This is a genomic window from Micromonospora sp. CPCC 205739 (assembly GCF_036906795.1).
Taxonomy (GTDB): Bacteria; Actinomycetota; Actinomycetes; order Mycobacteriales; family Micromonosporaceae; genus Micromonospora.
This window is the reverse complement of sequence record NZ_JBAKHS010000001.1, coordinates 163,769-183,483: the sequence shown is the minus strand read 5'-3', so window position 1 is coordinate 183,483 and position 19,715 is coordinate 163,769. Positions and strand designations below refer to the sequence as shown.

Below are 19,715 nucleotides of genomic sequence, written 5' to 3'. Positions count from 1 at the left end.
ACCGTGAAACTCCGCTCCCCACGCGTGGCGACGTTCGCCGCCGCGCTCGCCGCCGCCCTGGTCGCGGCCACCGTCGTGGCACCACCGGCCGCGTCCGCCGCCACCGCCGCCTTCGTCCGCACCTCCAGCTGGGGCAGCGGGTACGAGGCCAAGTTCACCGTCACCAACGACAGCTCGGCCAGCATCAGCTCCTGGAACGTGCAGTTCGACCTGCCCGCCGGCAGCTCGCTCGGCACCTTCTGGGACGCCCGGCTGACCACCTCCGGCCAGCACGTCACGGCGGTCAACCAGTCCTGGAACGGCACCCTCGCCCCGGGCGCCAGTACCTCGTTCGGCTTCGTGGTCAGCGGCACCGGCGACCCGATCAACTGCACGGTCAACGGCGGCGCCTGCACCGGTGGCGGCGGCGGCAACCCGTCCGCCCCGGCCACCCCCGGCGGCCTGCGGGTCACCGGCACCACCGCCTCCTCGATCGCGCTGGCGTGGAACGCCGTCGGCGGCACGGTCACCGGCTACCGGGTGTACGAGGGCTCGACCGTCAAGGCCACCCTCACCGGCACCTCCACCACCCTCAGCGGGCTGGCCGCCTGCTCGGCGCACAGCTACACGGTGGCCGCGTACAACTCCTCCGGTGAGTCGGCGAAGTCCGCGCCGGTCTCCGCCACCACCACCGGCTGCACCGGCGGCACCGCGCCGATGGCCGCCGCGCCCTACCTCTACCCGGGCTGGGGCGACCCGCCCGCGCCGTCGACGGTGATGGGGGCGACCGGGATCAAGTGGTTCACCATCGCGTTCGTCCTCTCCAGCGGCGGCTGCACCCCGGCCTGGGACGGCACCGGCTCGCTCACCGGCGGCGTGCACGCCAGCACCATCGCCGCGATCCGGGCCGCCGGCGGTGACGTGATCCCGTCCATCGGCGGGTGGAGCGGCAACAAGCTCGGCCCGAACTGCTCCTCCGCGACGGCGCTGGCCGGGGCGTACCAGCAGGTGATCAACGCGTTCGGGCTGAAGGCGATCGACATCGACATCGAGAACAGCGACGAGTTCGAGAACGAGGTGGTGCAGGACCGGATCCTCGGCGCGCTGAAGATCGTCAAGCAGAACAACCCGGGGATCAAGACGATCATCACCTTCGGCACCTCGACCACCGGGCCGAACTACTGGGGCACCCGCCTGATCAACCAGGCCGCCGCGCTCGGCGCGAACATCGACACCTTCACCATCATGCCGTTCGACTTCAGCGGCGGCGCGAACATGTACCAGAGCACGGTCAACGCCTCCGAGGGGCTGAAGAACACCCTGAAGACCGCCTTCGGCTGGTCGGACGCCACCGCGTACGCGCACATGGGCATCTCCGGCATGAATGGCCTCTCCGACCAGCAGGAGCTGACCTCGCCGGCCACCTGGACGCAGATCCGGGACTGGGCGAAGGCCCGCGGCCTGTCCCGGTTCACCTTCTGGTCGGTCAACCGGGACCGCCCCTGCCCGGGTGGCGGCGTGGTCTCGCACTGCTCCGGCATCGCCCAGAACACCTGGGAGTACACCTCGATCACCGCGAAGTACTGAGCGGCGGCGTCGCGGTCAGCGACCGGCGGTCACCGACTGCCGGTCGCGCCGCGCCCGCCGCTTGCGGATCTTCTTGACCGCCCAGGTCACGATCATCACGGCGAAGACGGCGAAGATCGCGTAGTTGAACCAGCTGCTGTACCGGTCCACGTCCTCCCAGCGTGAGCCGAGCGCGAAACCCAGCCCCACGATCAGGGTGTTCCACACCCCGCTGCCCAGCGTGGTCAACAGGACGAACTCACCCAGCGGCATCCGGTTCGCCCCGGCCGGGACCGACACCAGGCTGCGCACCACCGGCACCACCCGGCCGATCAGGACCGCCCACCGGCCGTACCGCTCGAACCACCGGTCGGCCTTCTCCAGGTCGTCCCTGTCCACCAGCGGGATGTGGTCCAGCCAGCGCTTCAACCGTTCCTCGCCGAGGGCCGCGCCGAGCCAGTAGAGCACCAGCGCGCCCAGCAGCGAGCCCGCCGTTGCGGCGAGCACGATCACCACCAGGTGGAACCGGCCCTCGCTGGCCAGGTAGCCGGCCATCGCCAGCACCACCTCGCTGGGGATCGGCGGGATGATGCTCTCCAGGGCCACCAGCAGCGCCACCCCGACCGCGCCCAACGAGTCGATGACGCTCGCCACCCACCCGGTCAGCCCGGTGAACTGGTTCGGGTCGACGTTCTGGGCGAGAGCCATGGGCGTCCTTCCGAAAGCTGCCGGGATCGGACAGTGGTACCCGCGCAACCGACGCCCACACCTGCCGGTGACCCGCCCCACTGACCACCCGCTCAGCGCGAGCCCGGGAGGCGGTCGGTGCCGGTGAGGTCAGGTCGAGGGGTGCAGTTCGCGGTCGGCCGAGCCCTGCCGCCAGCCGGTGAACCGGACGGTCAGCCCGGCCCGGGTCGGCGAGCAGCAGAACGGACCGGCCGACGCCGCCGCCTCCGGGGCGAGCGGGGCGAGCCGGACCAGCCGCCACGGCCCGCCGTCCACCCGGGCCCGGACGGTGAGCGCGTCACCGTCCCGGCTCGCCCGGACGGTGACCTCCCGCCCGGCCCACTCCGGCACCGGTGCCACCGACCAGTCGGAGACCTCCCGGGTGACCACCGCGCCGAGCTGCGGCTCGCCGTCGCTGACCTCCACCCCGGCCTTGACCCAGTTCCGCTCGTCCACCCGGACGAGCAGCCCGGCCTGGTCGAACTGCTCGCCGTAGTCCAGCCGGAAGTCCACCTCGACGGCGCTGCCACCGGGCAGCGGAGCGAGCAGGGCGGGACCGTCGTCGTGCACGAAGCCGTAGCTGGTGTGCCGCCAGAAGTCGCTCTCCGCGCCCGGCTCCACCAGCAGGTCACCCCCGTCGGTCCGCTCCCGGCGCACCGGCTCGCGCAGCCAGCGGCCCTCGTCCCAGTCGACGTCCCGCAGCGTCTCGTCCCCGCCCATGCCGGCACCGTACCCGCCGGCACCGCGCCGCCCCGGCGCCCGGGCGCGACGGCCTCGCGTTTGCGGGGACGGCCGACCGGAGACATAAGGTCGGCATGGGTGACAGGTGGTACTCCGAGGCCGTCGTCTACTGCCTCGACATCGACACGTACGCGGACTCCGACGGCGACGGGGTCGGTGACATCCAGGGGCTGATCGGCCGGCTGGACTACCTGGCCCGGCTCGGGGTCACCTGCCTGTGGCTGCACCCGATCCACCCGTCGCCCAACAAGGACGACGGGTACGACGCCACCGACTTCTACAACGTGGACCCCCGCTTCGGCACCCTCGGCGACTTCGCCGAGCTGCTGCACCAGGCGCAGAACCGGGGCATCCGGGTGATCATCGACCTGGTGGTCAACCACACCTCCGACGAGCACCCGTGGTTCCAGTCCGCCCGCTCCTCGCCCGACTCGCCCTACCGCGACTGGTACGTCTGGTCGGACACCGAGCCGGACGACCGGCGCCAGGGCATGGTCTTCCCCGGCGAGCAGAACGAGACCTGGAGCTACGACCGCACCGCGAAGGCGTGGTTCTACCACCGGTTCTACAAGTTCCAGCCGGACCTCAACTTCGCCAACCCGCAGGTCCGCGCGGAGATCAAGAAGATCATGTCGTTCTGGCTCCAGCTCGGCGTCTCCGGCTTCCGGATGGACGCGGTGCCGTTCATCATCGAGCTGACCGAGCCGGGCAACCCGAACTCGCCCAAGGACTTCGAGTTCCTCACCGAGATGCGCCAGCACGTGCAGTGGCGGCGCGGCGACGCGGTCCTGCTGGCCGAGGCGAACGTCGAGCCGGACCAGCTGCCGACGTTCTTCGGCGACTCCGGCGGCTCGGGCAACCGCATCCACATGCTCTTCGACTTCATGCTCAACGGCCGGCTCATGCTGGCCCTGGCCCGGCAGGACCCGGAGCCGGTGATCGAGGCGCTGCGGGACACCCCGAAGCTGCCCGTCGGCGGGCAGTGGGCGACCTTCCTGCGCAACCACGACGAGATCGACCTCTCCCGGCTCACCGCCGAGCAGCGCAACCAGGTGTACGCCGAGTTCGGCCCGGACGAGGACATGCGGATCTACGACCGGGGCATCCGGCGTCGGCTGGCCCCGATGCTCGGCAACGACCGCCGCCGCCTCGAGCTGGCGTACGCGTTGCAGTTCTCGCTGCGCGGCACGCCGGTGCTGCGCTACGGCGAGGAGATCGGCATGGGCGAGGACCTGTCGCTGCCCGGCCGGGAGGCCATCCGTACCCCGATGCAGTGGTCGTACAAGCCGAACGCCGGGTTCTCCACGGCCGACCCGGAGAAGCTGGTCCGGCCGGTGATCGACAAGGGTGAGTTCAGCTACGAGAAGGTCAACGTGACCGCCCAGCGCCGCGACCCGAAGTCGCTGCTGTCCTGGTTCGAGCGGATGATCCGTACGCTGCGCGAGGCTCCGGAGATCGGCTCCGGCTCGACGACGCACATCGACGTGCCGATGCCGCCCGGAGTGCTGGCGCACCGCGCCGACGGGCCGACCGGGACGATGGTCTTCCTGCACAACCTGGGCACCGAGGACGTCGAGGTCGACCTGAGCTCGCTCGCCGCCGAGGCGGACCTGCCGACCGACGTCCTCGCCGACCGTGGGTACGGCGAGGTGGGCAAGCTCGACCGCCTGAAGCTGGCCGGCTACGGCTACCGCTGGATCCGGCTCTGCCGGGGCTGACCACCGGCCGGGGACGGCGGCGAGGTCGGGCCTGATGTTCGACGGTGGGCGGGGGTTAAGCTCCATCGATCGAGCCAAGTTACCCGGAGGTAATCATGTCGGAAGAGCCTCGCGTCGCCATCGTCACCGGAGCCGCGCGCGGTATCGGCGCGGCCACCGCCCGCCGGTTGGCCGCCGACGGCATGGCCGTCGCCGTGGTCGACATCGAGGAGTCGGCGACCAAGGAGACGGTGGACGCGATCGCCGCGGCCGGCGGCCGGGCCCTGGGCGTCGCCGCGGACGTGTCGGACCGGTCCCAGGTGGAGGCAGCCGTCGAGCGGGTCGCCGCCGAGCTGGGCGCGCCGACCGTGCTGGTCAACAACGCCGGCGTGCTCCGCGACAACCTGCTGTTCAAGATGTCCGACGCCGACTGGGACACGGTGATGGGGGTGCACCTGCGGGGCGCGTTCCTGTTCAGCCAGGCGGCGCAGAAGCACATGGTGGAACGGAAGTGGGGACGGATCGTCAACCTCTCCAGCACCTCCGCGCTGGGCAACCGGGGCCAGGCGAACTACTCGGCGGCCAAGGCCGGTCTGCAGGGCTTCACCAAGACGCTCGCCATCGAGCTGGGCCCGTTCGGCGTGACGGTCAACGCGGTCGCGCCGGGCTTCATCGTCACCGACATGACCGCCGCGACCGCCGCCCGGATGAAGGTCGACTTCGAGGCGTTGCAGCAGCACGCCGCCGCCGAGATCCCGGTCCGCCGCCCCGGCCGCCCGGAGGACGTCGCCCACACCATCTCGTTCCTCGCCAGCGAGGGCGCCTCCTTCGTCTCCGGCCAGGTCATCTACGTGGCCGGCGGCCCCAAGGACTGACCCCACCCCACCCCGCGCAATGGCCACTCTTTCCGAGAAGGAGTGGCCATTCCGCGTTCCGTGGGTCAGGCGGGGGAGTGGCGGGTGCGGTACAGCCAGACGAGGCCGAGGATCGGCAGGACCAGGGGGATGTAGCCGTAGCCGCTGCCGAAGTTGGACCAGACCGTCTCGTCCGGGAAGAGCTCCCGGTCGACCAGGCTCAGCACGCCCACCCCGACGACCCCGATCAGCTCCACGGAGCAGCAGGCGAGCGCGACCCGCCGTCCGGCGTGACCGGCCCGGGCCAGCCCGACGGCGGCGACGATGTAGATCATCGCGGCCAGCGCGGAGAGCAGGTACGCCACCGGCGCCTCGTCGAACTTCGTGGCGATCTGGAGTCCGGCCCGCGAGGTGGCGGCGATGGCGAAGAGCAGGTACACCGCGATCAGCAGTCGGCCGGGACCGGAGTTCGTGGTCCGCGCGGGCGTCCCGGTCTCAACCACCGAGGACCTCCCAGGTCTGCTGGAGCCGGACCACGACCACCGGGGTGACCAGGCAGACCGCGCAGACGATCGCCGAGCCCCACCGGGTCGGCTCCATCCGGGCCAGCACCCAGGCCAGCGGCGGCAGGCAGATCAGCGTCACCAGGTAGCCGAAGAAGGCGCCGGGCTCGCCCGGCCGCTCGCCGCCGCCGAGCGCGACCAGCGCCACCACGGCCAGCGCGAGCAGCGCCACCTCCAGCACCGCCAGGCCGACGAACTGGAGACGGTCGGGCGCGCGGTGGCGCACCGCCGCCACCAGGCTCCAGAGCGCGAGTACGAGCGACAGCACGATCGTTGCCGTCGCGAGGATCCCGTCCACCGGCGAGCCGGCTGAGGCTGCGCTGGTCATCGCGGGCACACCGTCCCAGTCTCGGTCACCGGCACAGCCTACTAAGCGTCGTAGTAATCGCCCCCGCCCCGGTCGCTCCGCCACGTCGGCTGCACCTGCCCCGCCGGGGGCGACTAGGTTGGATCACGGCTACGGCACCGCCGTGGCGGACGACGACTCCGGGGGTACTCGTGCTGCGGTTCGGCTTGTTCGGCACCGGTCACTGGGCGGCGGAGACGCACGCCGCCGCGATCGACGCGCACCCGCGCGCCGAACTGGTGGGGGTCTGGGGACGCAACCCGGAGCGGGCCGGCGAGCTGGCGAGCCGGCACGGCGTACCGGCGTTCGACGACGTCGACGCGCTGCTGGACGCCTGCGACGCGGTGGCGGTGGCGCTCCCGCCCGACATCCAGGCGGACCTCGCCGTACGCGCCGCCACGGCCGGCCGGCACCTGCTGCTGGACAAGCCGCTGGCGCTCACCCTGGCCGACGCCGACCGGGTGGTCGCCGCCGCCCAGCAGTCCGGGGTGGCCTCGGTCGTCTTCTTCACCCAGCGCTACCACCCGAACGTCACCGGCTTCCTCGCCTCGACCGCCGCGGCCGGCGGCTGGCAGCACGCGCGGGCGACCATGTTCGCCTCGATCTACCAGCCCGGCAGCCCGTACGGCGGCTCGCAGTGGCGGCGCGACCACGGCGCACTGTGGGACATCGGCCCGCACGCGCTGTCGATCATCCTGCCGGTGCTCGGCGGGGTCACCCGGGTGGCCGCGATGGACGGCCCGACCGGCCTGGTCCACCTGCTGCTCACCCACGATGGCGGCGCCACCAGCGCCATCTCGCTCACCCTGGACGCCCCGCAGGAGGCGGTGACCCGCGACTTCGTCTTCTTCGGCGAGAACGGCACCGAGTCCGTCCCGCCGGGCGACGGCAACGCCCTCACCGCGTTCGGCACCGCGATCGACCAGCTCCTCGAGGAGATCGACGCCGGCACCCGCGACCACCGCTGCGACGTGCGTTTCGGCCGGGAGGTGGTGGAGATCCTGTCCGCCGCCGAGGTCGCCCGCGCCCAGGGCCGCACCGTCGACATCTGATCCCGGCCGACCGCGGGCCAGCGGGGGATGGTCTGGCCCTTGCCCGGTTCGCGAGCCCGACCAGGCGGCAACGCCGGTGGCCGGCGGCCGGGCGTGTCGGCCGGTCCACGGCACATGGGTTTCGAGCGATATACCTGTGAGGCATAAATATGCCTTACAGGTATATCGCTCACCGTGGCAGATGGGGGACGGACGCTACTCGGGGTGAGCGACCGACCCGTTGGCCCGCCGACTCCCGGCCCTCGGCCCGGTGACGGAAACCTCTCGCGGGGCGGCCGGCCCGCGGGCTAGCCTGGCCGACATGTTCACGCACGCCCTGATCGACGTGGCCGCCGCGCCGGCCATGCGGGGCCTTCTCCTGGTTGCCCGCCCGCGAGTCCGGCGCCCGGCCCTGGCCGGCCGGGACGCCCACCGCCGCGCCTGACCTGACCTCCGCGCCGCCGCCGACCGGTCCGCCGACCAGTCCGCCGGTCGCCTCACCGATCGGTCCGCCGACCGGTCCGCCGACCAGCGCACCTACCGGTGCGCCGGCCGGGCGGTGCGTCGTGTCGCCACCGGCGCCGCCACGCCGCTGACCGCCGACTCCCGCGGTCAGCGGGCGGCGCACGCCCGCGCCCGCGTCCCACGCCGAAATCTCCAGGGTCGTCCGAGTCCCGATCCCACTCGGACAGGCCCGCCCGTGCGCGCCCGCCTGTCCGTACCCGTCGCCGAGCGGCGACAGACAGGACGATCCCCGTGGCGCCCCGCCGAACCCGCACCACCGCACGCGACCGGACCCGTCGCGTACTGTCCCAGAACTTCCTGACCGATCCGGCCGCCGTCGCGCGGCTGGTCCGGGCCGCCCGACCCGGCCCCGACGACCTGCTGCTGGAGGTCGGCGCCGGGCGGGGCCAGCTGACCCGACCACTCGCCGCGCGCTGCGCGCGGCTGATCGCGTACGAGGTGGATCCGGCCGCCGCCGGGGACCTGGCGGGCCTCGCCGCGCAACTGCCCCAGGTCAGCCACCGGCAGGAGGACTTCCTCGCGGCACCGCCACCGGACGAGCCGTTCTCGGTCGTCGGCAACATCCCCTGGTCGCTGACGGCGGCGGTGGTCCGCTGGTGCCTGGCCGCGCCCGGGTTGCGGGCCGCGACCCTGCTCACTCAACTGGAGTACGCCCGCAAGCGCAGCGGCGACCACGGGCGGTGGAGCAGGCTGACCGTGCTCACCTGGCCGGAACACCACTGGCGGCTGGCCGGGCGGGTGCCCCGTACCGCGTTCCGGCCGGTGCCCGGCGTCGACGGCGGGATCCTGCGCGTCGAACGCCGCCCCGCACCGCTGCTGCCCCCGGCGGCGCTGCCGGCGTACCGGAGCATGGTGGAGCTCGGCTTCGGCGGCGCCGGCGGCTCGCTCGCGGCCTCGCTGCGCGCGGCGTACCCCCGCGGCCGGGTGGACGGCGCGCTGCGGGCGGCCCGGCTCGACCCGGCCACCCCGGTCGGGCTGGTCTGGCCGGAGCAGTGGCTGGTCCTGTTCCGCCTGCTGCACGCCCACGACCCGCGCGGTCGGCACCCATCGGGAGCGGCGGCCCCGGCGCTGAATGCCTCCCGGGCGGGCAGGTGGAGCGGACGAGCGGCCGTGCGGGATGACCCACGGCGAGATCGGCGGTGATCGGGCGTCACCGCCCGACGGTGCGGGCGCCGCCGGGCCGGACCCGCGCGCCGAGACCGACGGTCTGCCACCGCCGGTATCGGCGACGAGGCGGCCTCCGAGCGGCGGTCAGGCGAGCGTGCCGAGCGCCTCGTGCAGTTCGGCCGGGTCGTCGAACTGGTCGGCGGGCAGCGCCCGCAACATCTGCAGCATCTCCGTGCTGGCCCCGTTCTCCTGACCCCAGCGGATCAGGTCCTCGCGGGAGACCGGGTAGTCGAGCCCGGCCAGGTAGTCCTGCAACTGCGCCCCGGTGACGGTCATGCCGCCCGGCTACCCGCCCTGCCCGGCGGCACACCGCCGTCCGCCCGGGAAATGCCCGCCCGCCGGCCCCGGTCGGCCCCTGACCGCCGCGGGCGCTGGTCGCGGTTTGCCCGCCGACCCGCCGGGTAGCCGCGGACATGCTGGTTCAGCGGCTCGGCGCGCCGAGCGACTTCGACCCGTTGCTGGCGCGTGTCCGGGACGCCCGGGTGGTGATGATCGGCGAGGCGTCGCACGGTACCTACGACTACTACCGACTGCGCGAGCAGCTCACCCGCCGGCTCATCGCCGAGCAGGGCTTCTCCTTCGTGGCGGTGGAGGGGGACTGGCCGGACTGCGACCGGGTGAACCGCTCGGTGACCGGCGGCCCGGGCGGCGCGGCGGACCCGCGGATCGCCCTGGAACGCTTCGAGCGCTGGCCCACCTGGATGTGGGCGAACGCCGAGGTCAACCGCTTCTGCCGGTGGTTGCGAGCGTGGAACATGGAACGCCCGGCGGGGGAGCGGGCCGGCTTCCACGGCCTGGACGTCTACAGCCTGTGGGAGTCCATGCAGGCCATCTTCGACTACCTGGGCGAGGAGGACCCGCACTCGCTGGAGGCGGCGCAGGACGCCTACCGGTGCTTCGAGCCGTACGGCAAGCGGGTCGAGGAGTACGGCGCGGCCAGCCGGTTCGTCTCCGCGCGCTGCGAGGAGGAGGTGGTGCGCCTGCTGGCGCGTACCCGGGCACACGCCGCCTCGGACGGCCCGGACGCCTTCGCGGCCTGGCAGAACGCGGAGGTGGTGGCCGGCGCGGAGCGCTACTACCGGGCGATGGTGCGGGGCGGCCCGGAGTCGTGGAACGTGCGGGACATCCACATGGCGGACACCCTGGACCGCCTGCTGGAGCACTACGGCCCCGAGGCGCGGGGGATCGTCTGGGCGCACAACACGCACGTGGGCGACGCCCGGGCCACCGACATGGCCGCCGACGGGCTGGTCAACATCGGCCAGTTGGGCCGGGAACGGCTGGGGCGGGACGCGGTCGCGCTGGTGGGCTTCGGCAGCTACCGGGGGACCGTCGTCGCCGCGCCGCGCTGGGGGTCGCCGGCCGAGGCGATGGTGGTGCCGCCGGCCCGGGAGGGGTCGGTGGAGCGGCGGCTGCACGAGCTGATGCCGGAGCGGGCGGTGCTGGTCTTCGGCGGTGAGGACCAGCCGGAGTGGGTCACCGGTACCGTCGACCACCGGGCGATCGGGGTGGTCTACGACCCGAGCTTCGAGTCGTGGGGCAACTACGTGCCGACCCGGCTGGGCGACCGGTACGACGCGTTCGTCTGGTGCGACGAGACCACCGCGCTGCACCCGCTGCCCGCGGTGAGCGCCATGGGCGAGATGGGGACCTACCCGGCCGGCGTGTAGGCCGGCCGGGCAGGTCCGGCGTCCGTCAGGCGGCGTCCGGCTTCCGGTCGAGGTGGGCGCGCAGCCCCTCGCCCTCGATGTCCACGTTGGGCAGTGCCCGGTCCAGCCAGCGGGGCAGCCACCAGGCCGTCCGGTCGAGCAGCGACATGACCGCCGGCACGATGGTCATCCGCACCACGAAGGCGTCGATGGCGACGCCGATCGCGAGCGCGAAGCCCATCGACTTGATCACCGGGTCGTCGAGGAAGACGAAGCCGCCGAAGACCGACATCATGATCAGCGCGGCGGCGGTGACCACCCGCGCGCCGTGCCCCATCCCGTTGATGGTGGCCTGGCGGGCGGTGTCGCCGTGCACGAAGTCCTCCCGCATCCGGGAGACCAGGAAGACCTCGTAGTCCATGGCGAGTCCGAACAGGATGCCGATGAGCAGGATCGGCAGGAAGCTGATCAGCGGGCCGGGGGTGTCCAGTCCGACCAGGTCGGCCAGGTGGCCCTGCTGGAACACCGCGACGGTGATGCCGAAGGTGGCGGCCACGGTGAGCAGGAAGCCCAGCGCCGCCTTGACCGGCACCAGGATCGAGCGGAACACCAGCATCAGCAGCAGGATCGACAGCCCGACCACCAGCAGCAGGTAGACCGGCAGCGCGTCGGTGAGCTTCTCGGAGACGTCGATGCCGATCGCGGTGACGCCGGTGAGCAGCACCTCGGCGTTGCCGATCGCGCCGACCCCCTCGCGGATGTCCTGGACCAGCGTCTCGGTGGCCGCGTCGGTCGGCCCGGTCTTCGGGATGACGCCGAGCAGCGCCGTCCGGCCGGAGGGGTCGACCTGCGGCGGGGCCACCGCCAGCACCCCCTCGGTGCCCTGGATCAGCGCGGTGACCTGCGGTACGGCGGCCGCGGTGTCCTGCGGGGAGTCCGAGGTGACCACCACGGCGAGCCGGCCGGTGAAGCCCGGCCCGAAGCCTTCGCGGATGACGTCGTTGCTGACCCGGGCGGCGCTGCCCTCGGGTGCGGTGGCCGCGTCCGGCAGGGCCAGCCGCATGTCCTGGGCCGGCAGCGCGAGCAGCCCGAGGCCGAGCAGGCCGACCAGGATGACGGGGATCCGCAGCTTGGTCACCCAGTGCGCCCAGCGGAACCCGAAGCCGGAGCGGTCCTCGGCGGGCGGGGTGCCGTCGGTGCCCGGCGCGGCCTCGGCCCCGCGCAGCTTGCGGGGGAGCACCTTGCGGCCGGCGAAGCCGAGCAGAGCCGGCTGGAGAGTGATCGCGACGAGCACCGCCACGGTGACGGTGCCGGCGGCGGCCAGACCCATCACGGTGAGGAAAGGGATGTCGACCACGGCCAGCCCGGCGAGCGCGATGACCACGGTGGCGCCGGCGAAGAGCACGGCGGAGCCGGCGGTGCCGACGGCCCGGCCGACCGCCTCGTCTGGCTCCAGCCCTTCGAGCAGGTTCTGCCGGTGGCGCGAGGTGATGAAGAGCGAGTAGTCGATGCCGACGGCCAGCCCGAGCATCAGGGCCAGGATGGGGGCGGTGCTGGTCAGCTCCACCACGCCGCTCAGCGCGTACAGGCCGGCCATGCCGACGGCGACGCCGATCAGGGCGTTGAGCATGGTCATGCCGGCGGCGACCAGCGAGCCGAACGTGACGATCAGGACGATCGCCGCGACCAGCACGCCCAGCGCCTCGGTGGAGCCGACCTCGGGCTCGGAGTTGAGCACCTCACCGCCGGGGGCGACCTGCCAGCCCTGCGCCTCGGCCTGCGCGCCGACCTTCTCGTACGCCGCGCGCTGGTCGTCGGTGACCTCGTCGGCGCCCTCGGCGAACTGCACCTGGACCAGGGCGTACCGGCCGTCGGGGGAGAGTGCCTGGACCTGGAACGGGTCGACGGCGCCGACCACGCCGGGCAGGGTCGCCGCCTCCTGCACGACCCCCTTGACCACCGCCTGGCCCTCGGGCGTGCCGAGCTGGCCGGCCGCGGGTGCCTTCACCGCGATGGTGCCGGTGGCGCCACTGGCCGCCGGGAACCGCTCGGCCAGCAGGTCCAGCGCCTGCTGCGACTCGGTGCCGGGCATGGTGAAGTTGCTCGCCGTCGGGCCGCGCAGGGTCGCCGCGGCGATGCCGAGGCCGACGAGTACGACGAGCCAGACGGCGACGACGAGTCGCCGGTGGCGCAACGAGGCCCGGCCGAGCCGGTACAGCAGGGTCGCCATCAGATCCTTGTCCTCATTCGGGGGTGGGTGGGTCGAGCGGCGCCAACGCCCGGGTGGCGATCGCCAGCAGGGCGGGGCGCAACTCGTCGTCGGGCACGTCGACGAACTCGGCGCACGCCTCCGGCACGCCGGCCAGCACGACCATCGCGGCGATCCGGCCGCCCGGGCCGTCGCCCGGCCCGGCGAGCGCGTCGAGCAGCCGTTCGGAGATGCGCTGAATGTGCGCGAAGGCCGGCTGCGCCAGCAGTTCGGGGAACTCGCCGCGCAGCAGCGCGATCTCCCGCCGGAAGCGGACCGCGAGGTCGACGAAGCCCTCGGCGGCGGCGCGCTGGGCGGCGGCGCCGTCGAGGGTGGCGATCCGCTCGTCGAGCTGGCGCAGCACCTCGATCGGCTTGGCCATCAGCTCGGCGAGCAGGGCTTCCTTGTTGGCGAAGTGGTAGAGCACGGCGGCCTTGGAGCAGCCCACCTCACGGGCGATGTCCTGCAACGAGGTGCCCTTGTAGCCGGTCACCGCGAACCGCCGGGCCGCCGCGGCCAGGATCTCGCCGTGGGTCTGCGGGGTGGTCCGTGCCATGCGTTCCAGCATGCCTGACCGATCGGTCAGACTCTGACCGATCGGTCAGTCGCGTCGGGTGGCGTTCGCCACACCGGTCAACCCCGGTCGGCGTCCGGTGCGCCGGTCCACCCGGCCAGCCACTCGCCGGACCAGCTCAGCGTGCCGGCGCGCAGGTCGGCGGCGAGCCCGCGGACCCAGTCCAGTTCGGTACGCAGCAGCGCCAGCCGGTACTCGTCCTCGACCAGGAACAGCCGTGGCAGGTCGACCGTGGCGAGGACGGCCTCCCGTTCGCGCAGCCGCGCGGCGAGGGTGTCGGCGCGTCGTTCGAGCTGCCGGGCCGCCTCGGCGGGCGGCAGCAGCGGCAGGAAGGAGAGCGCGGCGGGGAACTCGGGGAACTCGCGCGCCGGGGTGGCGAGCGCCTCGACCAGCCAGCCGTCCAGCGTCCGCCGGCCGGCCTCGGTCAGCTCGTAGACGGTGCGCTCCGGGCGCCGCTCGTCCCGGGCGGTGTGGCTGACCCGGACCAGCTCGTCGCGCCGGAGCCGCTCGATGGCCTGGTAGATGCTGTTGCGCTGCGCGACGTTGACCACGTCCTGCTTCTGGCGCTCCTGGATGAGCTGCTGCATCCGGTACGCGTGCATCGGCGCCTCGACCAGGAGGGCGAGCACCATCATCGCCAGCGGTGAGTGGCGGTGTGCGCGGGCGGCCATGCCCTCACCTTAGGTGACCGTCTTCCTCGTCATAGTCATTCTATGTATAGTCATGATATGACTAAAGCATTGATCATCGGCGGCGGCATCGCCGGCCCCGTCGCCGCCCTCGCGCTGCGCCGCGCCGGCATCGAATCGGTGGTCTACGAGGCGTACGAGGGGGACGCCGTCGGCGTGGGCGCGTTCCTGACCCTGTCGGTCAACGGGTTGGACGCGCTGCGGGCGGTCGGCCTCGACGAGCTGGTCGCCGACCTCGGCCACCCCACGCCCCGGATGGCGATGTTCAACCACAAGGGCCGCCGGCTGGGGGAGTTCGGCACGAGCGGCACCCGCACCCGGGGGCGGGGCAGCACCACCGTGAAGCGGTCCGACCTCTACCGGGTGCTGCGCGGCGAGGCCGTCCGGCAGGGGGTGCCGATCGTGCACGGCGCCCGCCTGGTGGCGGCCGAGCCGAGCGGGGCGGGCGTGCGGGCCCGGTTCGCCGACGGGCGCAGCGCCGAGGGTGACCTGCTGGTCGGCGCGGACGGGCTGCGCTCACGGACCCGGCAGATCATCGACCCGGCGGCGCCCGCGCCCCGGTACGTGCCGCTGCTCAACGCCGGCGGCTTCACCCACGGACTGGGGCTGCCCGGCGAACGCGGCGTGATGAACATGATCTTCGGCCGGCGGTGCTTCTTCTGCTGGATACCGGTCGGCGACGACGAGGTCTGGTGGTTCGCCAACCCGCCCCAGCCCGCCGAGCTGACCCCGGCCCAGCTCGCCGCGATCGGCCCGGACGAGTGGCGGGCCCGGCTGCGTGAGCTCTTCACCGGCGACGCCGGCCCGGCGCTGCGGATCATCGAGGCCACCGACCGGATCCAGTACGGCTGGCCCACCTACGACCTGCCGTCGGTCCCCACCTGGCACCGCGACCGCATGATCGTCATCGGCGACGCCGCGCACACCGCCGCCCCCTCCTCGGGGCAGGGCGCGGCGATGGCGTTCGAGGACGCCGTGGTGCTGGCGCAGTGCCTGCGTGACCTGCCCGACGTGCCGGCCGCGTTCGCCGCGTACGAGCGGCTGCGCCGGGACCGGGTGGAGCGGGTGGTGGCGCAGGGACGGCGGACCAGCGGCACCAAGGTGGCCGGCCCGGTCGCCCGGGTGCTGCGGGACCTCGCCCTGCCGATCTTCGCCAAGCGGATGGCGAAGGACGACGGCGCCTCGCTCGCCTGGCTCTACGACCACCACGTCGAGTGGGGCGCGCCGGTCGCGGCCGGAGTCACTGCCCCGCGTGCTCCCGGTCGTACGCGGCCCGCGCCTCGCTGATCGCCCCGCGGTGCCGCTCGGCCCACTCGGTGAGCGCGACCAGCGACTCGTAGAGCTCCAGGGCCATCGGGGTGGCGGTGTACTCCACCTTCGGCGGCACGGTCGGGTACACCCGCCGGTGCAGCAGGCCGTCCCGTTCCAGGTTGCGCAGGGTGAGGGTGAGCATCCGCCGGCTGATCCCCTCCACCTGCCGTTCCAGCTCGGTGAAGCGGACCGGTCCGGTGGCGGCGGCCACCAGGATGCCGATGCTCCACTTGCCACCGACCCGGTCCAGCGCCTCGCGGACGGTGCAGGCGCGGGCCTGTTCCCGTCCGATGGACACACAGCTGTTCCCCTGGGACACGAAAGTGCCTCCTTCCGCTCGGTCTGATGGTCACAGACGATGGCCTCGGTAACAAACCGTGCACCAAGGAGGAAGTCCGATGATGAACCGATGGCCGGCGCTGCTCGTGCTCTGCGCCGGCAGCCTGATGATCATCCTGGACGGGAGCATCGTCGCGGTGGCCCTGCCGGCCATCCAGCGCGACCTGGGCTTCGCCGCCGCCGACCTGCCCTGGGTGGTCAACGCCTACCTGGTCGCGTTCGGCGGGCTGCTGCTGCTCGCCGGGCGGCTCGGCGACCTGGTCGGCCGCCGTCGGGTCTTCCTCGCCGGGGTCGCCCTGTTCACCCTCGCCTCGCTGGCCTGCGCCCTGGCCGCCGACCCGGCCACCCTGGTCGTCGCCCGTTTCCTGCAGGGTGCCGGCGGGGCGCTCACCACCGCGGTCGGCCTCGGCATGGTCGTCGGGCTCTTCCCGGCGCCGGCCGAACGGGCCCGGGCCATCGCGGTCTTCAGCTTCACCGGCGCGGCCGGCGCCTCGCTGGGCCTGCTGGCCGGCGGGATTCTCACCGAGCTGGCCGGCTGGCCGGCGATCTTCCTGATCAACCTGCCGATCGGCGTGCTCATCGTGGGCGGCGCCGCGCGGTGGGTGCCGGGCGACTCCGGCGTCGGGCTGCGGGCCGGGCTCGACCTGCCCGGCGCGGCGCTGGTCACCGCCGGGCTGATGGCCACGGTGGTGGCCATCGTCGGCGCCGGCGAGCACGGCTGGACCGCCCCGCGCACCCTCGCCGCCGGCGTCCTGGCCGGGGCGCTGCTCGGCGGGTTCGCACTCCGGCAGGCGGTCGCCGCCACCCCGCTGCTGCCGCTCCGGGTGCTGCGCACGCCCGATCTGGTCGCCGCCAACCTGGTCCAGTTCCTCACCATCGCCGCGTTCTTCGGCTTCCAGTTCCTGCTGGCGCTGGAACTCCAGCTGGTGCTGGGCCTCGCGCCGGCCGAGACCGGGCTGGCCTTCCTGCCCACCCCGCTGGTGATCGCGGCGGTCTCGCTCGGCCTCGCCGGTCGGCTGATCGCCCGGTTCGGCGGCCGGGCGGTGCTGCTCGCCGGGCTGGCGCTCGCCGTACCCGGATTCCTGCTGCTGGCCCGGCTGCCGGTGGACGGCAGCTACCCGACCGACGTGCTCCCGGCGATCCTCGTCTTCGGGTTGGCCGGTGGGCTGACCCTGCCCGCCGTCACCACCCTCGCCATGGCCGGCGCGGACCCGGCCGACGCCGGTCTCGCCTCCGGGCTGGCCAACACCACCCAGCAGGTCGGCGGCGCGCTCGGGCTGGCCGCGCTGGCCACCCTCGCCGCCCACCGGAGCGACCTGCTGGGCGACGCGGGCCAGGCCGGGACCGAGGCCCTCGCCGCCGGCTACCGCGCCGCGTTCGGCGCCGCCGCCGCCCTGGTCACCGCCGCGCTGCTGATCGCCCTGGTGGCGCTGCGCCGCAATCAGGGCCGGGCGGAGACGGTACCCAGCACCGTGGCCAGCTCGTCCAGCGCGGCCGGGTAGCGGTGCGCCGGCGGGGTGGCGTACCCGACGACCAGGCCGGGCGGACCCGCCCCGGGGCGGTGCCGGTGGGCGGCCAGTCCGGTCAGCGCCAGCCCCCGGGCGGCGGCCCCGGCCAGCACCTCCGCCTCGGTGGGCCCGTCCGGCGGCAGCGCGACGGTGGCGTGCAGCCCGGCGGAGACACCGCCCACGGCCGCCCGCCCGCCGAGCCGGTCCAGCAGCAGGTCGCGCCGCTGACGGTAGCGGCGGCGGACGGTGCGCACCTGCCGGTCGTACCCGTGGCTGGTGATCAGGTCGGCGAGCGCGAGCTGCCCGACCACCTCGGTCTGCACGTCCAGGTGGCGCTTCGCCTCCACCACCGGCTCGACCAGCCGGGCCGGCAGCACCAGCCAGGCCAGCCGCAACGCCGGGCCGAGGGTCTTCGCCGCGGTGCCGACGTAGGCGACCTGCTCCGGGGCCATGCCCTGCACCGCGCCGACCGGCTGCCGGTCGTAGCGGAACTCGCCGTCGTAGTCGTCCTCGATCACCAGCGCGGCGGCGTCCCGGGCCCAGCCGGTCAGCGCGTGGCGGCGCTCCGGCCGCAGGGTCACCCCGGACGGGTACTGGTGGGCCGGGGTCAGCACCGCGGCCGTCACCCCGGCCAGCTCCCCGACGCCGAGCAGGTCGGTGCGCGCGCCGGCGCGGTCCACCGGCAGCGGCAGCACCAGGCCGCCCTGGCGGCGCACCACCTCGCGGTGGAACGGCAGCCCGGGGTCCTCCATCGCCAGGCTCGGCGGGCCGGCCTCCCGCAGCACCGTGGTCAGCAGCACCAGCGCCTGGACGTAGCCGCTGGTGACGACGATCCGCCCGGGGTCGGCCAGTACGCCACGGGCCCGGCCCAGGTAGCCGGCGAGCGCGGCGCGCAGCTCGGGCCGCCCGCGCGGGTCGCCGTAGCCGTACACGTCGGCCGGGGCGGCGGCCAGCGCCCGGCGGGTGGCCCGCAGCCAGGCGGTGACCGGGAAGGCGCCCACGTCCGGGCTGCCCGGCCGCAGGTCGTACCTGGGGGCGTCGGGGCCGGACGGCGGCGCGGTGACCGGCGGCCCGGCCTGCCGCAGCGGGCTCACCTCGGTGCCGGAACCGACCCGGGCGACCAGCCAGCCCTCGGCGACCAGCTGGTCGTAGGCCGCGCTGACCGTGCCCCGGGCCAGGCCCAGCTCGGCGGCGAGCGCGCGGGTCGCCGGCAGCCGGGTCGACGGCGGTAGCCGGCCGTCCCGGACGGCCGCGCGCAGCGCGCGCTCCAGCCCGGCCCGCCGGCCGCCGCTGGCGTCCAGCTCCAGGTGCAGGTCGACGCCGAAACCGGCCCAGTCCATCGGCACGGAATTGGAGCTTAGGTGGGCGCCACCCGAGGGCCGAGAATCGACCCCATGACCTCGACCCCCGCCGCTGCCGCGCTGCGCGCCCGGCACCGCCCCGGCGACCCGCTGATCCTGCCGAACGCCTGGGACGCCGGCTCCGCCCGCGCCGTCGCCGCCGCCGGCTTCCCCGCCGTCGCCACCAGCAGCGCCGCCGTCGCCGAGTCGCTCGGCCACGCCGACGGGGAGACCACCCCGGTGGCCGAGATGCTCGCCGCGGTGGCCCGGATCGTCCGGGCCGTCGAGGTGCCGGTCACCGCCGACCTGGAGCGGGGGTACGGCCTGCCGCCGGCCGAACTGGTCGAGCGGCTGCTCGCCACCGGGGCCGCCGGGCTCAACCTGGAGGACTCCGACCCGGGTACGGGACGGCTGTGCGCGGTCGACGAGCAGGCGGACCTGCTGGCCGCGGTGCGCGCGGCGGCCGGGCCGAAGCTGGTGGTCAACGCCCGGGTGGACGTCTTCCTGCGCGCCCCCGGCGATCCGGCCGCGGTCTTCGACGAGGCGGTCCGCCGGGCCCGCCGCTACCGTGCCGCCGGCGCCGACTGCGTCTACCCGATCCTGCTGGCCGATCCGGAGCTGATCGGACGGTTCGTCGCCGCGGTCGACGGGCCGGTGAACGTCCTGCTGCGCCCCGGCACGCCTTCGGTGGGGGAGCTGGCCCGCCTCGGGGTGGCCCGGGTCAGCCTCGGCTCCGGCGTGTACGCCGCCGCCCGGTCCCGGGCCGCCGGCATGCTCGACGCGCTACGGGCCGGGAGCGACCCGTTCTCCGGCTGACCGCCGCGTCGGCTTGCGGCCGGCCGGCGCAGCCGGGAAGGTGAGC

General features: G+C 74.0%; 19 protein-coding genes and 1 pseudogene. 10 read left to right on the top strand and 10 right to left on the bottom strand.

Annotation, left to right across the window (positions count from 1 at the left end; translation table 11 throughout):
* The first annotated feature begins 24 nt into the window (after positions 1 to 24).
* Positions 25 to 1,566: a cellulose binding domain-containing protein gene (locus V6U88_RS00860; protein WP_334449022.1), complete on the top strand. Its 1,542-nt coding sequence runs from the start codon at positions 25 to 27 to the stop codon at positions 1,564 to 1,566.
* Between the two features lie 15 nt (positions 1,567 to 1,581).
* On the opposite strand, the gene V6U88_RS00855 is transcribed toward V6U88_RS00860, so the two are convergent.
* Together V6U88_RS00855 and V6U88_RS00850 are read right to left on the bottom strand one after the other, a co-directional pair.
* Positions 1,582 to 2,253, bottom strand: coding sequence for a DedA family protein (locus V6U88_RS00855; protein ID WP_334449021.1), 672 nt, complete (start codon positions 2,251 to 2,253; stop codon positions 1,582 to 1,584).
* Between the two features lie 129 nt (positions 2,254 to 2,382).
* Positions 2,383 to 2,991, bottom strand: coding sequence for a DUF1349 domain-containing protein (locus V6U88_RS00850; protein WP_334449020.1), 609 nt, complete (start codon positions 2,989 to 2,991; stop codon positions 2,383 to 2,385).
* A gap of 95 nt (positions 2,992 to 3,086) precedes the next feature.
* Here V6U88_RS00850 and V6U88_RS00845 point away from each other — a divergent pair, with 95 nt between their 5' ends.
* Positions 3,087 to 4,730: an alpha-amylase family protein gene (locus V6U88_RS00845; protein WP_334449019.1), complete on the top strand. Its 1,644-nt coding sequence runs from the start codon at positions 3,087 to 3,089 to the stop codon at positions 4,728 to 4,730.
* 95 nt (positions 4,731 to 4,825) lie between these two features.
* Positions 4,826 to 5,584 (top strand): 3-oxoacyl-ACP reductase FabG, encoded by a 759-nt coding sequence (fabG, locus tag V6U88_RS00840; RefSeq protein WP_334449018.1) that lies wholly within the window; start codon positions 4,826 to 4,828, stop codon positions 5,582 to 5,584.
* Between the two features lie 65 nt (positions 5,585 to 5,649).
* Here fabG and V6U88_RS00835 read toward each other — a convergent pair whose 3' ends face one another.
* A complete protein-coding gene (locus V6U88_RS00835; protein ID WP_334449016.1) occupies positions 5,650 to 6,066 on the bottom strand; it encodes a hypothetical protein in 417 nt (138 codons plus the stop codon).
* Complete coding sequence (locus V6U88_RS00830; protein ID WP_334449014.1) at positions 6,059 to 6,454, bottom strand: hypothetical protein; 396 nt, start codon at positions 6,452 to 6,454, stop codon at positions 6,059 to 6,061. Before V6U88_RS00830 ends, V6U88_RS00835 begins: the two co-directional genes overlap by 8 nt.
* A gap of 170 nt (positions 6,455 to 6,624) precedes the next feature.
* Between V6U88_RS00830 and V6U88_RS00825 the strand changes: the two genes are divergently transcribed.
* From V6U88_RS00825 to erm, 3 genes and pseudogenes are all read left to right on the top strand, one after another.
* Positions 6,625 to 7,524, top strand: a complete 900-nt coding sequence (locus V6U88_RS00825) for a Gfo/Idh/MocA family protein (protein ID WP_334449012.1) — start codon at positions 6,625 to 6,627, stop codon at positions 7,522 to 7,524.
* 301 nt (positions 7,525 to 7,825) lie between these two features.
* Positions 7,826 to 7,948, top strand: coding sequence for a hypothetical protein (locus V6U88_RS00820; protein WP_334449011.1), 123 nt, complete (start codon positions 7,826 to 7,828; stop codon positions 7,946 to 7,948).
* Between the two features lie 311 nt (positions 7,949 to 8,259).
* Positions 8,260 to 9,051, top strand: a pseudogene (erm, locus tag V6U88_RS00815) (ErmE/ErmH/ErmO/ErmR family 23S rRNA (adenine(2058)-N(6))-methyltransferase); the annotation flags it as partial.
* A gap of 228 nt (positions 9,052 to 9,279) precedes the next feature.
* Here erm and V6U88_RS00810 read toward each other — a convergent pair.
* Entirely contained in the window at positions 9,280 to 9,471 is a 192-nt protein-coding gene (locus V6U88_RS00810) for a DUF2795 domain-containing protein (RefSeq protein ID WP_334449009.1), read from the bottom strand.
* Between the two features lie 137 nt (positions 9,472 to 9,608).
* Between V6U88_RS00810 and V6U88_RS00805 the strand changes: the two genes are divergently transcribed.
* Positions 9,609 to 10,865 (top strand): erythromycin esterase family protein, encoded by a 1,257-nt coding sequence (locus V6U88_RS00805; protein ID WP_334449006.1) that lies wholly within the window; start codon positions 9,609 to 9,611, stop codon positions 10,863 to 10,865.
* A 25-nt stretch (positions 10,866 to 10,890) separates the two neighbouring features.
* Here V6U88_RS00805 and V6U88_RS00800 read toward each other — a convergent pair whose 3' ends face one another.
* From V6U88_RS00800 to V6U88_RS00790, 3 genes are all read right to left on the bottom strand, one after another.
* On the bottom strand, positions 10,891 to 13,074 hold the full coding sequence (locus V6U88_RS00800) for an MMPL family transporter (protein ID WP_334449004.1): 2,184 nt from the start codon (positions 13,072 to 13,074) through the stop codon (positions 10,891 to 10,893).
* Positions 13,075 to 13,087: 13 nt separating this feature from the next.
* Positions 13,088 to 13,648: a TetR/AcrR family transcriptional regulator gene (locus V6U88_RS00795; protein WP_334449002.1), complete on the bottom strand. Its 561-nt coding sequence runs from the start codon at positions 13,646 to 13,648 to the stop codon at positions 13,088 to 13,090.
* Positions 13,649 to 13,725: 77 nt separating this feature from the next.
* Positions 13,726 to 14,337, bottom strand: coding sequence for a PadR family transcriptional regulator (locus V6U88_RS00790; RefSeq protein ID WP_334449000.1), 612 nt, complete (start codon positions 14,335 to 14,337; stop codon positions 13,726 to 13,728).
* A 57-nt stretch (positions 14,338 to 14,394) separates the two neighbouring features.
* Here V6U88_RS00790 and V6U88_RS00785 point away from each other — a divergent pair, with 57 nt between their 5' ends.
* Positions 14,395 to 15,642, top strand: coding sequence for an FAD-dependent oxidoreductase (locus V6U88_RS00785; RefSeq protein ID WP_334448999.1), 1,248 nt, complete (start codon positions 14,395 to 14,397; stop codon positions 15,640 to 15,642).
* On the opposite strand, the gene V6U88_RS00780 is transcribed toward V6U88_RS00785, so the two are convergent.
* The gene (locus tag V6U88_RS00780; RefSeq protein WP_334448997.1) at positions 15,596 to 15,964 is read right to left on the bottom strand and encodes a winged helix-turn-helix transcriptional regulator; all 369 of its coding nucleotides are present in this window, start codon (positions 15,962 to 15,964) and stop codon (positions 15,596 to 15,598) included. The two genes, V6U88_RS00785 and V6U88_RS00780, sit on opposite strands and share 47 nt — an antisense overlap.
* A gap of 100 nt (positions 15,965 to 16,064) precedes the next feature.
* Here V6U88_RS00780 and V6U88_RS00775 point away from each other — a divergent pair, with 100 nt between their 5' ends.
* Complete coding sequence (locus V6U88_RS00775) at positions 16,065 to 17,507, top strand: MFS transporter (RefSeq protein ID WP_334448995.1); 1,443 nt, start codon at positions 16,065 to 16,067, stop codon at positions 17,505 to 17,507.
* Here the strand turns inward: V6U88_RS00775 and pdxR are convergent.
* Complete coding sequence (gene pdxR, locus V6U88_RS00770; RefSeq protein WP_334449850.1) at positions 17,447 to 18,853, bottom strand: MocR-like pyridoxine biosynthesis transcription factor PdxR; 1,407 nt, start codon at positions 18,851 to 18,853, stop codon at positions 17,447 to 17,449. The genes V6U88_RS00775 and pdxR overlap by 61 nt on opposite strands.
* 54 nt (positions 18,854 to 18,907) lie before the next feature.
* On the opposite strand from pdxR, the gene V6U88_RS00765 reads away from it, so the two are divergent.
* Positions 18,908 to 19,669 carry an isocitrate lyase/PEP mutase family protein gene (locus tag V6U88_RS00765; protein WP_334448994.1) on the top strand — a complete coding sequence of 254 codons (762 nt, stop codon included), beginning with the start codon at positions 18,908 to 18,910 and terminating at the stop codon, positions 19,667 to 19,669.
* Positions 19,670 to 19,715: the final 46 nt, after the last annotated feature.